Origin of the sequence: Brevibacterium sp. FME37, from assembly GCF_014897485.1 — a bacterium.
Classification (GTDB): domain Bacteria; phylum Actinomycetota; class Actinomycetes; order Actinomycetales; family Brevibacteriaceae; genus Brevibacterium.
Genome location: NZ_JABUYE010000007.1, coordinates 166236 through 179450, shown reverse-complemented (window position 1 = coordinate 179450; position 13215 = coordinate 166236). Strand labels below are relative to the sequence as shown.

The window sequence follows — 13215 nt, the reverse complement described above, 5'->3', positions numbered from 1 at the left end:
GTCACCTCCGGTGCGCTTGGACCTTGAACAAAGGAGAACTGAAATGACCTCCAACATTTCAGTGGGAACCGGGACTGCCCACAGTCAGTCATCGGAACCTCGGATGATCCAGATGCTCACCGAAGACGGCAATCGCGTCGAATCCGGTGAATATGACGCTTTCGCGGCAGAGCTCACCGATGAGGATCTGCGCGGCTTCTACCGGGACATGGTCCTGGTTCGTCGCATCGATGCTGAGGGTGCGGCCCTGCAGCGCCAAGGACAGCTCGGCCTCTGGGCGCCGATGTTCGGTCAGGAAGCGGCCCAGATCGGAATGGGACGGGCGGCACGCCCCCAGGACTTCGTCTTCCCCACCTATCGTGAACACGGCCTCGCCTACACCCGCGGCGTCGAACCCGAAACCCTTCTCGGGATGTTCCGTGGCCAGGACCACGGCGGCTGGGACCCTCAGGAACACCGCTTCCACACGTACACGATCGTCATCGGTTCGCAGACGCTGCACGCCACCGGCTACGCCATGGGCGTGTCCATGGACGGCGACGTCGGCACCGGTGACCTGGAACGCGACACTGTGGCTATCGCCTGCTTCGGCGACGGAGCCACCTCGCAGGGCGACGTCTCAGAAGCGCTGACCTTCGCCGGAGCCTTCCACGCACCCGTGCTCTTCTTCTGCCAGAACAACCAGTGGGCCATCTCCGAACCGACCCACGTCCAGACCGCGGCACCGTTGTGCAAACGCGGCGAAGGATTCGGCGTACCCGGTCTGCGTGTAGACGGCAACGACATCATCGCGATGTACGCCGTGGCCAGGGCCAGCTTGGATTCGGTCCGCGCCGGCAACGGCCCGATGCTCATCGAGGCCTTCACCTACCGTCGCGGCGCCCACACCACGGCCGACGACCCGACTAAGTACCGTGACCGGGCCGAGGAAGAGATCTGGGAGGACCGCGATCCGCTGAAGCGGCTTCGGGCCTACCTCGACAACCACACCGAGACCGCTGACGAGTTCTTCGCCGAGGTGGACGCTGAAGCCGACACTCTCGCTGCTCGCATCCGTCACAACTGCATGACCATGGAAGATCCCGATCCTGTCGAGATGTTCGCCCACGTCACCTCCGAACCTCACTCCCTCGTCGATGAGGAACGCGCGGAATTCCTCGCGTACCAGGCCTCGTTCGCCGATGCAGGTGAGGCCTGATGGAGAAACTTCCCCTGTCAAAGGCCATTACGGCCGGAATGCGCAAAGCCATGGAGGACGACCCGAAGGTCGTCCTCATCGGTGAGGACATCGGTAAGCTCGGCGGCGTCTTCCGTGTCACCGAGGGCCTGCAGAAGGATTTCGGTCCGCAGCGGGTCATCGATGCTCCACTGGCCGAATCCGGAATTGTGGGAACCTCGATCGGCATGACGCTGCGCGGCTACCGTCCGGTCATCGAAATCCAGTTCGACGCTTTCATCTTCCCGGCCTACGACCAGATCGTGACTCAGGTTGCCAAGCTCTACAACCGCACCCTGGGCAAAGAAAGAGTGCCGATCGTCATCCGTGTGCCCTATGGCGGCGGAATCGGTTCACCCGAGCACCACTCGGAGAGTCCGGAGACGGTCTTCGCCCACCACGCTGGACTGCGCCTGGTTTCACCCTCGAATGCCCATGACGCCTACTGGATGATGCAGGAAGCGATCAAGAGCGACGATCCGGTGATGTTCTTCGAACCCAAACGCCGCTACTGGCTGCGCGGAGACGTGGATACCGCGAACCGCGGCGAACTGGGAATGCACGATGCCAGTGTCATCTCCACGGGCACCGACGTCACCCTGGTGGCCTACGGCCCCCTGGTGCCCACGGCCAAGGACGTCGTGGCAGCAGGGGCAGACGAAGGTAAGAGCGTCGAACTCATCGACCTGCGCAGTCTCAGCCCGATCGACTTCACAACGATTGAGAAGTCGGTGCAGAAGACCGGTCGCCTGGTTGTCGCACACGAGGCGCCGACCTTCCTCGGACTCGGCTCTGAGATTGCGGCACGCATGTCGGAGCGCTGTTTCTTCAATCTTGAGGCTCCAGTCATCCGAGTCGGCGGCTATCACACGCCGTACCCCGGCTCACGGATGGAAGAGCACTACCTGCCTGACCTGGACCGCATCTTCGATGGTGTCGACCGGGCACTGGCCTACTGACTCAAGGAGAGTTGATATGTCTTTTGAATTTTCTCTTCCTGACGTCGGTGAAGGCCTGACAGAGGCCGACCTCGTGTCGTGGAAGGTCGCCGTCGGCGACACCGTCACCGTCAACCAGATCCTCGTCGAGATCGAAACAGCCAAATCTCTGGTCGAACTGCCCAGCCCCCAAGCCGGACCGATCGAGGCTCTGCTGGTCGAAGAGGGCCAGACCATCGAGGTCGGAACACCGATCATCCGCTTCGGCGGCGGCGATTCCACCGGCAGCTCTACGACCGCGGGAGCATCGACACCTGCGACAGGAGATGCACAGGCTTCGGTCGAGAGCGGAGACGACGCCGAAGGCGGCGCCACCCTCGTCGGCTACGGTGCCAAAGCAGTCTCGTCTAAACGTCGTCCCCGCAAGGGTGCTGGCGTTCCGGCGCCAGCAAGCCCGACCTCAGCGTCGGCCGTACCGGAAGCTCCGGCTCCGGCAGCACCGGCACCTTCCGCTGCACCAGCCGAAGCCGCTGCACCGGCAGCCGCCTCGGCAGGCAAGCCGCTGGCCAAGCCTCCCGTGCGCAAGCTCGCCAAGGATCTCGGCATCGACCTGGCAACGGTCGCTGCGACAGGTTCACGCGGCGAAGTCACTCGTGACGACCTCAAGGCCGCAGCCAGCGGCTCTGGAGCAGGACTCACCGCAGCGGCAGTTTCGAGCGCGGGGGCCGCGGCCGCCTCGGCGGGGGTCGGTTCCACCGGCGAGCTCGAAGAGCGGATCCCGTTCAAGGGCGTGGCGAAGATGATGGCCAAGGCCATGGTCGAGTCCGCGTTCACGATGCCTCACGTCACTGAGTTCCTCGACGTCGACGTGACCGAGACGATGGCCTTCGTGCGAAAGCTCAAGTCCACGAAGTTCCTGGGCGAGGACATCAAGGTCTCTCCCTTGCTGCTCGTAGCCAAGGCTGTGGCCTGGGCTGTTAACCGCAACCCGCGGATCAACTCGTGCCTCGAAGGCGAAGAGATCGTCATCAAGAAGTACCTCAACCTCGGTATTGCCGCAGCCACTCCGCGTGGTCTCATCGTGCCTAACATCAAGGGTGCACACGCGATGGGCCTGACCGATTTGGCTCAGGGCATTCAGGATCTGACCGCACTGGCTCGTTCGGGCAAGACACCTCCGGCAGACCAGTCCGGGGGCACGATCACCATCACAAACGTCGGTGTCTTCGGCGTCGACGCGGGAACTCCGATCATCAATCCCGGCGAGGCCGCGATCCTGGCCTTCGGGCAGATCCGGAAGAAGCCCTGGGTCGTCGGTGATGAGATCGTTCCACGTGACATCACGACGCTGTCGGTGAGTGCTGACCATCGCGTCGTCGATGGTGAAATCATCTCGAAGTTCCTTGCCGACGTCGGTCGTGGACTCGAGGATCCGACACTGCTGCTGGCCTGAGGCGAGCTCAGACTTCCCCCGTAGAAATCCACGTCGCAATCATCAGTCTGAATGCGACACCACGGCGGAGCGTCGAGACATCTATGCGTGCGTAGGTGTCTCGACGCTCCGCCTGTGTGGTGGGGCTCTACCGTTGTCTCGGCACGTTATTGATGTTGCGGCGAGGGAACACCGCCGCGAACAGCTCGGAACCTATTTGTCGAGGTAAGCGCTGTTGTCGGCAGGGCTGCCGTCCTTGACGAGGCGCTTGGCGATGCAATGATCTCGATCAAGCCCCCAGGAGCGGCACTGGTCCAGCGCAGGCTCGGCATCGCTGTAAGGGGTATTGATGATGGTGACCCAGTAGTTGTCGTCCTTGTAGGAACCCCAGTCCCCGCTGTGGATGAGGATCGCACCCGGGTATTTGACGCGGTTGGTCTCGAACTCGTCGAGGATGTCCTGTGCTGACCATGTCTTGCCGTCGGCCTCGAGTCCGATATCTTTCGCGCTGACCTGCGTCACCCATTGGCCTTCGATATCATCGGCCTTCGCCGTGCCTTCCTTCGTGTAGGTGGACAGTTCCTGCTGTGGGCTCGCCGTCGGCTGCACCAGTGACTCGGAAGGGGATGGGGAGGCGGATTCAGACTCGTCGCCGCCGAAGTCGACGGGCACGGTTCCCGATGACGGGGCCAGCGAGCGGATTCCGAAGAAGGCCAGCAGGCCGAGAATCATCATGATGGCGATGATGACAATCGTGATCTTGACTCCGTTGCCCTTCTTCGGGGCGGGTGTCGGCTGGAGCGGGATCTGTCCGGATGCCGGGCCGCCAGGCCCGTGCGCTGCGTGCCCGGGTCGACTTTCCCTCGGTCCGTGGCCTTGTGTCTGCCCGCGAGTCGCGGTGTGGCCTAGGCGTTCTGTTGGTTGCGTTCCCTGGGGGGCCTGAGCCTGTCCCTGGAACGGGGAGGCGCCGACGGGGGCGAAGACGTTGCGAGTCCGATTTTTGGATACGGGTACGTCGCCAGTGTGCCTCTCGAGGTATTCGTAATAGGTCGAGGTGTCGAAATCAGCAGCACTCTTGGTGGACTCCTGGCCCGGCGACAGGGTCAGACTGGCACGATCCGTTTGGTCCTTCTGCCAGTCATCGCTGGTCGCTGGACGGATTCGCGGCCTCGGTGGAACGTCGCTCATCGGTCCTCCTGAGTGCCAGATGTGGTGGCAATCATCTTCTTACCTTGGCACGACATCGGCACGTGTTCAACACGAGCCAGAGCAGGACGCATTGCCTGCTGGATCATGAGAGCGTACCTGGGTGCGCGATGAGTGCGAGGCGCGAAACAGTGTTCGCCCCGCAAATACGGAGGCAACGCGTTCTCGGCCGCTCCGGCGCGACCCTACCCATGGGGTGTCGCGACCGACATTCAGTGAATTTGCTCTGAAGGCCTGTCTCTCACTAAGATTGTTATCTGTTGTGTCGTAGGAGTTCGATCACCGATTGATCTGCTGAGGCCAACATGGTGCTCACCCACCGCTGCACTCCAGCTTCGGCCAATCTCTCACAGGCTACGGCTTCAGCGCTGGTGAGACATCTCGCCCAAACGGGCAAACCTGTTTTGGCGTACACAATTTTCATTGCGAACGCCGCATACCGGGCGACTGTCTGGTAGGTGGTCGGGCATTTGTCCGACTGAGCAGCATTCGTGAAAATTTGTTGATGTCTTCCGACATCGGCGCAAGCCAGCGTGGATCCCACGCAGACCTGCTTGCTTCGAGAGTCGGTAACTTGTGAACTGGAGGAGAGTCATGGCAGCAACCTGCCAAGTAACCGGGGCCGTCCCTGGTTTCGGACATAACGTGTCCCACTCGAAACGAACCACTAAGCGTCGTTTCAACCCGAATATTCAGAAAAAGCGCTACTTCGTTCCGTCTCTGCGCCGCAGCGTCACCCTGACCTTGTCCGCCAAGGGCATCAAGGTCATCGACGCGCGCGGAATTGACGCGGTCGTCGGCGAACTCATTGCCAAGGGAGTGAAGCTCTGATGGCTAAAGCACAGGACATTCGTCCCATCATCAAGCTCAAGTCGACAGCAGGTTCGGGGTTCACTTACGTGACCCGCAAGAACCGCCGCAACAACCCGGATCGCATGGTTCTCAAGAAGTACGATCCAATTGTTCGTAAGCACGTCGATTTCCGAGAGGAGCGCTGAGCGCACATGGCTAAGAAGTCAAAGATCGCACGCGACAAGCAGCGTCGCGTCATTGTTGAGCGCTACGCGGAGCGTCGTGCGACGCTCAAGCGTCAGCTGACACACCCAGACAGCACCGACGAGCAGCGTGAAGAAGCACGCCTCGGACTGCAGAAGCTTCCTCGCGATGCCTCACCAGTGCGTGTGCGCAACCGTGACCAGGTTGATGGCCGTCCACGCGGCTACCTCCGCAAGTTCGGCCTCTCCCGTGTTCGTTTCCGCGAAATGGCACACAACGGCGAGTTGCCCGGCATCACGAAGTCAAGCTGGTAATCTCGAGGAAGTTCGTTATCGGAAAAACGGACCGGTAACCGACCGACTTGTCCTAAGGAGGACGCTTTTATGGCTAAGAACCGCAGTGAGCTCGTAGCAGAAGTTGCAGAGAATTCCGGATTGACCCAGAAGCAGGTTTCGGACGTTCTTGATGGTGTCTTCGATGTCTTCTCCGACGTCGTCGGCAAGGGCGAAAAGCTCACCATCCCAGGATGGCTGTCTGTTGAGCGCACCGAGCGTGCCGCTCGCAAGGGACGCAACCCGCAGACCGGTGAAGAGATCCAGATCAAGGCCGGCTACTCCGTGAAGCTGTCCGCTGGTTCGAAGCTGAAAGCTGCCGCTGGCAGCCCTAACTGAGCCTTCGCGCATCAGCGTGAAATGACCCGGACCGTCTGGTTCGGGTCATTTCTTGTCTCCTCGCCGAGACTTCGACCACGTCCGGGCCCCGCAGTTAGCTCGGCTTCAGACTCCGGCGATATCCTTGAACCATGAATGAAGCGGCGGTCTGCCACCAGTGAGCACTCAGGTATTCGAATCGGTCACCCGATTCACGTCTCGCGCCGCCGTTCCCCTCGTCGTCATCGGCGGACTCGCCGTGGGTCTGGCCGCGATGCTATTCACCGGAGCGGCTTCTGCGACGCTCCTCAATGACCCAGGTCCCTATGTTCGGTACGGTCTGCCCGCCGCGAAGTTCGTCTTCAACATTTCGATGGCACTGACCTTGGGCGCACTGATGTTCGCCCTCCTCATCCTGCCCCGCACCCGGGGGCGCGGCAGGAGCCGGAAGGCGACTTCCGCAGCCGCCAATTCTGGGGTCCCCGACGAGACCCCGCTCAATGTGCTGTGGGAAAAGACCCTGAAGATCGCCGAGGTGGCCTCGGTCGCCTGGACCATCTCCGCCGTGGCCGTCCTCGTCCTCACCTTTGCCGACACGGTCGGTGCGCAGGCCTACCTCGACTTCTCCAATCAGCTCGGCGTGTTTCTGACCCAGATCGCCTTCGGTCAACTCTGGACACTCATCGTCGTCCTCATCGCCGTCACCTCGACCCTGTGCTTCGGCACCCGCAGCTACCTGGGCATCGCTTTGGCAGGCGTCCTCGGCGTCGGCGTGGTGATCCCGCTGGCGCTGATGGGACACTCCGCCGAAGCCTCCGGACACACCCAGGCCGTGAACAGCATCGGTCTCCACCTAGTGGGCGTCATCATCTGGTTGGGCGGCCTCTTCACCATCGCTCTTCTGGGCTCGGACCTCGCCCGCTCGCACCAGCTGCGCACCACGATCGAACGCTATTCGTCGTTCGCGCTCATCGCCTTCGCCATCGTCGCCTATTCCGGTGTTGTGAACTCCCTGCTGCGCGTTCACAGCTTCGCTGACCTCATGACCCCTTACGGGCAGGTGATCGTGGCGAAGGCTTTCGCGACTATTCTGCTCGGTCTCGTCGGGTTCTGGCATCGCCAGTTCGTCATCCGACGACTGGGGGACGCCGCCTCGGCGACTAGGGAATTCTGGCGCCTCATCATCGTGGAATTCATCATCTTCGGCGCCACCATGGGCCTCGCGGTCGCTCTGTCACGGTCTCAACCCCCGGTTTCCCAGGAACCTGTCGGCGACCCGACCCCCGCAGAGATCCTGACCGGCGACCCACTTCCGCCCTCGCCGAGCTTCGCCCGCTACTTCACCGAATGGTCCCTGGATCCGCTGTGGGTCGTCGTTGCCGTCGGCCTGTCTGCGGCCTATATCGTCGGGTTCATCAACCTCCGGCGCCGAGGTGATTCCTGGCCGATCCATCGCCTGATCTGCTGGCTGCTCGGCATGATCTTCCTCGTCTACGTCACCTCCGGCGGTGCCCGGGTCTATGGCGAGATCCAGTTCTCCGGACACATGATCCAGCACATGCTTCTCATTATGGTGGTGCCCCTGCCGATGGTCCTCGGTGCGCCCATCACGATGCTCATGCGGGGGACGAAGGCGCGCACGGACGGTTCGCGCGGCATCCGCGAATGGGTGCTGTGGCTCGTCCATACTCCGTACATGAGGTTCTTCGCGAACCCGATCTTCGCAAGCGTGAACTTCGCTGGTTCGCTTGTGATCTTCTATTACTCGGGCATCATGAAATACGCGCTCGAATGGCACCTCGGCCATGAGCTGATGATCATCCACTTCCTCGGCGCGGGCTATCTGTTCGCGCAGGCGCTCATCGGCATCGACCCCGGAGTGAAGCGACCGGCGTATCCGCTGCGCCTGCTCATGCTGCTCATCACGATGGCCTTCCACGCGTTCTTCGGCATCTCGATCATGAGCTCAGAAGTTCTCATCGAGGGTGATTGGTTCGGAAACATCGGCGCTGACTGGGGCTACTCGGCGATCGAAGATCAACAGTTGGGTGGTGGAATCGCCTGGGGCATCGGTGAGCTCCCCACCCTGTTCATCGCGATCATGGTGGCCTTCCAATGGTCGAAGTCCTCGGATCGCGAAGCCAAGCGAAGCGACCGCCGCGAAGCCCGCACCGACGACGCAGAACTTCGCGCCTACAACGACATGCTCGCCAATATGGCACAGCGCGACGCGAACTCCAGCCCACGAGGCAGATGACTGCACACCTCGTGTGCGGGAATGTGCACAGATAATTCCCGAATTCGAGCCGTTCCTGCACCCATTCATTCTTCACATGGCGCAGACTGTTGCTTGGATCATATTTATCTACGGCGTGACACAATCCGCGCCGATGACGTGGACCTGAAGCCGCATAGCTGGGGCTTACAGGCACACCTCCGCACGGGCTGAGACGCCACAGCAAGTCGATTCGCGCATTCAACGCTGATGCGGATCGTGGAAATCAAGGAGAGTCATGAGTTCTTCGAACAATGCCGAGAGAAAGACGATTCGCACGCAGCTGCGCAAGGTCGTCGCAGCCTCGATGGCTGGAACTATCGTCGAGTGGTACGAGTTCTTCCTCTACGGAACCGCGGCCACGCTGGTCTTCCATATCCTGTTCCCGCCCTCGGACGACCCGCTGAACGCGATCCTCGCGGGCTTCGCTACCTATGCTGTCGGGTTCATCGCGCGGCCATTCGGCGGCATCATCTTCGGCCACTTCGGCGACAAGTACGGACGCAAGAAGCTGCTGCAGCTCTCGATCATCCTCGTCGGTGCGGCCACATTCCTCATGGGCTGCCTGCCGACCTTCGACTCGATCGGCTATTTCGCTCCGGTTCTGCTGGTCATTCTGCGCCTGATCCAGGGGTTCGCCGTCGGCGGCGAGTGGGGCGGCGCCGTCCTTCTCGTGGCCGAGCACTCCCCGAACAGGGAACGCGGGTTCTGGGCATCCTTCCCGCAGTCGGGTGTGCCGCTGGGCAATCTGCTTGCGACCGGTGTGCTCCTCGTCCTTACGGCAACACTTACCGAAGAGCACTTCATCTCCTGGGGCTGGCGCGTCGCCTTCTGGCTCTCGGCCGTCATCGTACTCATCGGTTACTACATCCGCACCAGGGTCTCCGACGCTCCGATCTTCGATGAGGTTCAGTCCGAAGAGATCGAGGAGGGAGTGGACTACGGCATCAAGGCCGTCTTCAAGCGCTACCCCCGCGAGGTTTTCTCCGCGATGGGACTGCGATTTGTGGAGAACATCCACTACTACCTGGTCGTGACCTTCTCGATCACCTATCTGGCCATCGCCGTCGGTGTCGAACAGGCAGAGATCCTCGGCGTACTGCTCGCCGCCCACGCAATCCACGCAGTCATCGTGCCACTGGTCGGAGCGGCAACGGACAGAGTCGGTCGTAAGCTCCCCTACGGCATCGGCATCGCGTTGACGGCCACCTGGGGCTTCTTCGCGTTCCCGATGTACGACACAGGCAACGCCTTGATGATCTTCCTCGCCTTGCTGCTGGGACTCATCTTCCACGCACTGATGTATGCCGGTCAGCCGGCCATCATGTCGGAGATGTTCCCGACCCGCATGCGCAATTCGGGCGTCTCGACCGGCTACCAGGTCACGGCCATCGTGGCCGGATCGTTTGCGCCGATCATCGCCACTGCGCTGCTGCAGAAGTTCGAGTCCTCGGTGCCGATCGCGTTCTATCTCCTCGCAGCCGCTGTGATCTCGATGATCGCGCTTCTGTACACGAAGGAGACGAAGGGCATCGATCTGCGTTCACTGGATCAGGTGGACAAAGACCGTCGAGACGCCGCGCAGCGCTGATCACTTCATGCTGATCGCGCTGAGCTGATCAGATAAGGCTGATCAGCTCACCACCACATGGTATCGGGCGGTTCCGATGAATATCGGCACCGCCCGAAACCATGACAGCGCACAATACAGTGGAAGCACAACACGTTTGAAGGGACAGCAATGGTCGATCTCAGCAGCAAACGCGCCCTCGTCACAGGGGGCGCCTCCGGCCTCGGCAAGGCTATGAGCGAAGCTTTCGCCGCAGCCGGAGCGCACGTTATCGTCGCAGACGTCCACGCGGAGTCTGCGGAAGCCGTGGCCGACGACATCGGAGGGCAGGCGTGGACGGTCAATCTCGCGGATACCTCGGCGCTGGATGGGGTCGATCTCGACGTCGATATCCTCATCAACAACGCCGGCATACAGAGGATCCACCCGATCACGGAATTCCCGCTTGAGGAATGGCGGCTCATCAACACTCTCATGCTCGAAGCGCCCTTCGTGCTCACCAAGGCCGTGCTGCCGGCGATGTGCAAAAGGGGATGGGGGCGGGTCATCAACCTCTCCTCGATCCACGGCCTGCGCGCCTCGGCGAACAAATCAGCCTATGTGGCCGCTAAGCACGGGCTCATGGGACTGACGAAGACGACCGCGCTGGAAGCCGGCCCCCAGGGCGTCACCTGCAACGCCATCAACCCGGGCTACGTGCTCACACCCCTGGTCAAGGGGCAGATCACGGACCAGGCGAAGACGAACGGCATCAGCGAAGACGAAGTGCTCGAGCAGGTCTTCCTCGGCCACTCTGCGGTGCCGAAGCTTGCCGAACCGGAGGATATTGCGCAGTTGGCACTGTTCCTGGCCAGTGACGCGGCCGCCGTCATCAACGGCAGTGCCCACAGCATCGACGGTGGTTGGTCCGCGGCCTGAGACCCTAAGTCTCGACGTGCGAGTCTGTCTCAGAGAACTTCGAGGACGCTGCGGACCCCTGCATTGCGCAGGGATTCGTGGCGGACCGAAGCCCAGTAGGAGACAGGCTTCGAGAACTCTTCAGGCAGCACCTGCACGAGGCGACTGTTGCCCACAGCGAGGAAGTCGGGCAGGATCCCGATCCCAACTCCGTCTGATGTGGCAAGCACGTGCGCATGCACCGAGGTGGAGCGGAAGAATCCCTTGCCGCGCGGCAGTGCGTTGCCCGCCTCGTCGAGGTCATCGACCTGGAGCGAGTTCTCGATGTAGTAGACAAGACGATGCTCGGCAAGATCGTCAAGCGTCATCGGCAGCGAATGGGTTTGCAAGTATTCGCGGGAGGCGTAGAGCTGGAGCCGATAGTCGCGGATGTGCTTCGCGACGCTGCGTGGAGCGTCTGGCCGGCCGACGACGACCTCGATATCGACGCCCGACCGGTACTGCCGGGCCCGCTGCGTTGCCGTGATGAGTTCGAACTGCAGACTGGGATGGCTCCGTTGCAGCTGGGCTAGGGCCGGCACCGCGAATTCCAGGGCGAAGGCCTGCGGACAGGCCAGGCGAATCGTCCCGGATAGGGCAGAGCTGGAGTGGGCGTCGATGCGCCCCAGAGCAGACTCGATGTCCTCGGCCACCGGCAGCAGGAGTCGTCCGGCAGTGCTGAGCTCCCAACCGTCCGGTGAGGCCACGAGCATCCGCTCGCCGTAGGCCTTCTCCAGCGCTGCGATACGTCGGGACACCGTCGTGTGGTTGAGGCCGAGGCTGTGCGCGGCGGCGGTGAACTTTCCCAGCCGAGCCACGGCAAGCAGTGTCAGCAGATCTTCGGGAGAGATCTGCGAACCGGACCCGCCTGGTGCATATGAAGCCATAGTGGTTCCATCCTATCTGCGTGCGCGCACATATCCGGTGCGGAATATGTGATTCTGCGCGAACCGTGTTGCCTCAGCGACTGGCGTAATGTGAGGGGAAACACTGCACCACCTGAAGAACATGATGCGAGGAGGCATATTATGTCGACAATTGGATGGGTCGGCCTGGGAAACATGGGTCGTCCGATGACCGCGAATCTGGTGAAGGCCGGTCACACTGTGAATGGTTTCGATCTCGTGCCAGAGGCCGTCGCCGCGGCAGCTGAACACGGTGTCACTGCCGTGGGCTCGATCGCCGAGGCGGTCGCCGGCGCCGACATCGTCTTCACAATGCTGCCGAAGGGTGAGCACGCCCGCACCGCATACCTGGAGCCCAACGGCGTGCTGGCCAATGCTGACAGGAAGACCCTCCTCGTGGATTCCTCGACCATCGACTTCGACTCCGCCCGCGCCCTGCACTCCGAGGCAGCCAAGGCCGGCTTCCGCTTCGTCGATGGTCCGGTCTCCGGCGGCGTCACCGGCGCCGAAGCTGGGACTCTGACCTTCATGCTCGGCGGAACCGATGAGGATGTCGCCGAGGCGAAGTCCTTCATCGAGCCGATGGCCGGCAACATGTTCCACGCCGGTGGAGAGGCCGCTGGTCAGGCCGCCAAGATCGTCAACAACATGATGCTCTCGATCAGTCTGCAGGGCGTTGTCGAAGGTGCAGTGCTCGCCGAACGTTTCGGGCTTGACCCGAAGGTCTTCTACGACATCGCAACAGTCTCCTCCGGAGACTCCTGGCCGCTGCGCACCTGGTACCCCGTGCCCGGCGTGACCGAGACCGCAGCCTCGAACAACTCGTTCCAGCCCGGCTTCGCCACTGCACTCATGCACAAGGATGTTGGACTCGCCCTCGCCGGCGCCGAAACGCAGGGCCTCGACCTGCCGGCCGCGCAGCTCGTCCACGCTCAGCTGCAGAAGCTCATGGACGAGGGCTTCGACGGCCTCGACACCTCGGCGCTGATCAGGAACATCGATCCGAAGGCCCCGGGCCTGCCCGAGTAGATGCTGCAACGCGACCTCATGGCTCGCAGACTCCGGGTTCTCAGTCGACCGCTCCCACGGTC

The 13215-nt window shown here is 62.0% G+C and carries 13 protein-coding genes; 11 read left to right on the top strand and 2 right to left on the bottom strand.

Features of this window, described 5'->3' with window-relative positions; all coding sequences use genetic code 11:
* Window positions 1-43: 43 nt before the first annotated feature.
* Genes pdhA through INT29_RS10580 form a run of 3 tightly spaced genes read left to right on the top strand, consistent with a single transcriptional unit; the run spans window position 44 to window position 3607 of the window.
* Complete coding sequence (pdhA, locus tag INT29_RS10590) at window positions 44-1198, top strand: pyruvate dehydrogenase (acetyl-transferring) E1 component subunit alpha (protein WP_193071588.1); 1155 nt, start codon at window positions 44-46, stop codon at window positions 1196-1198.
* Window positions 1198-2175 (top strand): alpha-ketoacid dehydrogenase subunit beta, encoded by a 978-nt coding sequence (locus tag INT29_RS10585; RefSeq protein WP_193071587.1) that lies wholly within the window; start codon window positions 1198-1200, stop codon window positions 2173-2175. The genes pdhA and INT29_RS10585 overlap by 1 nt, the downstream gene beginning before the upstream one ends.
* A 16-nt stretch (window positions 2176-2191) precedes the next feature.
* Window positions 2192-3607, top strand: a complete 1416-nt coding sequence (locus INT29_RS10580; protein ID WP_193071586.1) for a dihydrolipoamide acetyltransferase family protein — start codon at window positions 2192-2194, stop codon at window positions 3605-3607.
* A gap of 192 nt (window positions 3608-3799) precedes the next feature.
* Here INT29_RS10580 and INT29_RS10575 read toward each other — a convergent pair whose 3' ends face one another.
* Window positions 3800-4774, bottom strand: coding sequence for a protein kinase (locus INT29_RS10575; RefSeq protein WP_193071585.1), 975 nt, complete (start codon window positions 4772-4774; stop codon window positions 3800-3802).
* Window positions 4775-5386: 612 nt separating this feature from the next.
* On the opposite strand from INT29_RS10575, the gene rpmB reads away from it, so the two are divergent.
* The 7 genes from rpmB to INT29_RS10540 all read left to right on the top strand — a co-directional run bounded on the left by rpmB (window position 5387) and on the right by INT29_RS10540 (window position 11201).
* Window positions 5387-5623, top strand: a complete 237-nt coding sequence (rpmB, locus tag INT29_RS10570; RefSeq protein ID WP_101571629.1) for a 50S ribosomal protein L28 — start codon at window positions 5387-5389, stop codon at window positions 5621-5623.
* The gene (gene rpmG / locus INT29_RS10565) at window positions 5623-5790 is read left to right on the top strand and encodes a 50S ribosomal protein L33 (RefSeq protein ID WP_101571628.1); all 168 of its coding nucleotides are present in this window, start codon (window positions 5623-5625) and stop codon (window positions 5788-5790) included. The genes rpmB and rpmG overlap by 1 nt, the downstream gene beginning before the upstream one ends.
* 6 nt (window positions 5791-5796) lie before the next feature.
* Window positions 5797-6102 carry a 30S ribosomal protein S14 gene (gene rpsN, locus INT29_RS10560; protein ID WP_009882241.1) on the top strand — a complete coding sequence of 102 codons (306 nt, stop codon included), beginning with the start codon at window positions 5797-5799 and terminating at the stop codon, window positions 6100-6102.
* Between the two features lie 69 nt (window positions 6103-6171).
* Entirely contained in the window at window positions 6172-6459 is a 288-nt protein-coding gene (locus INT29_RS10555) for an HU family DNA-binding protein (RefSeq protein ID WP_009882243.1), read from the top strand.
* Window positions 6460-6616: 157 nt separating this feature from the next.
* Window positions 6617-8695, top strand: coding sequence for a cytochrome c oxidase assembly protein (locus tag INT29_RS10550; protein WP_193071584.1), 2079 nt, complete (start codon window positions 6617-6619; stop codon window positions 8693-8695).
* 256 nt (window positions 8696-8951) lie between these two features.
* Window positions 8952-10304: an MFS transporter gene (locus tag INT29_RS10545; RefSeq protein WP_226841847.1), complete on the top strand. Its 1353-nt coding sequence runs from the start codon at window positions 8952-8954 to the stop codon at window positions 10302-10304.
* A 150-nt stretch (window positions 10305-10454) separates the two neighbouring features.
* Window positions 10455-11201 (top strand): 3-hydroxybutyrate dehydrogenase, encoded by a 747-nt coding sequence (locus tag INT29_RS10540; RefSeq protein ID WP_101571624.1) that lies wholly within the window; start codon window positions 10455-10457, stop codon window positions 11199-11201.
* A gap of 29 nt (window positions 11202-11230) precedes the next feature.
* Here INT29_RS10540 and INT29_RS10535 read toward each other — a convergent pair whose 3' ends face one another.
* Window positions 11231-12106 carry a LysR family transcriptional regulator gene (locus tag INT29_RS10535; protein WP_096159519.1) on the bottom strand — a complete coding sequence of 292 codons (876 nt, stop codon included), beginning with the start codon at window positions 12104-12106 and terminating at the stop codon, window positions 11231-11233.
* A 90-nt stretch (window positions 12107-12196) separates the two neighbouring features.
* Between INT29_RS10535 and mmsB the strand changes: the two genes are divergently transcribed.
* Window positions 12197-13153, top strand: coding sequence for a 3-hydroxyisobutyrate dehydrogenase (gene mmsB / locus INT29_RS10530; RefSeq protein ID WP_374701023.1), 957 nt, complete (start codon window positions 12197-12199; stop codon window positions 13151-13153).
* The last annotated feature ends 62 nt before the right edge of the window (window positions 13154-13215 follow it).

Coding starts and splice junctions, on each gene's coding strand:
- pdhA (WP_193071588.1), top strand. CDS start 44: ATGACCTCCAACATTTCAGTGGGAACCGGGACTGCCCACAGTCAGTCA.
- INT29_RS10585 (WP_193071587.1), top strand. CDS start 1,198: ATGGAGAAACTTCCCCTGTCAAAGGCCATTACGGCCGGAATGCGCAAA.
- INT29_RS10580 (WP_193071586.1), top strand. CDS start 2,192: ATGTCTTTTGAATTTTCTCTTCCTGACGTCGGTGAAGGCCTGACAGAG.
- INT29_RS10575 (WP_193071585.1), bottom strand. CDS start 4,774: ATGAGCGACGTTCCACCGAGGCCGCGAATCCGTCCAGCGACCAGCGAT.
- rpmB (WP_101571629.1), top strand. CDS start 5,387: ATGGCAGCAACCTGCCAAGTAACCGGGGCCGTCCCTGGTTTCGGACAT.
- rpmG (WP_101571628.1), top strand. CDS start 5,623: ATGGCTAAAGCACAGGACATTCGTCCCATCATCAAGCTCAAGTCGACA.
- rpsN (WP_009882241.1), top strand. CDS start 5,797: ATGGCTAAGAAGTCAAAGATCGCACGCGACAAGCAGCGTCGCGTCATT.
- INT29_RS10555 (WP_009882243.1), top strand. CDS start 6,172: ATGGCTAAGAACCGCAGTGAGCTCGTAGCAGAAGTTGCAGAGAATTCC.
- INT29_RS10545 (WP_226841847.1), top strand. CDS start 8,952: ATGAGTTCTTCGAACAATGCCGAGAGAAAGACGATTCGCACGCAGCTG.
- INT29_RS10540 (WP_101571624.1), top strand. CDS start 10,455: ATGGTCGATCTCAGCAGCAAACGCGCCCTCGTCACAGGGGGCGCCTCC.
- INT29_RS10535 (WP_096159519.1), bottom strand. CDS start 12,106: ATGGCTTCATATGCACCAGGCGGGTCCGGTTCGCAGATCTCTCCCGAA.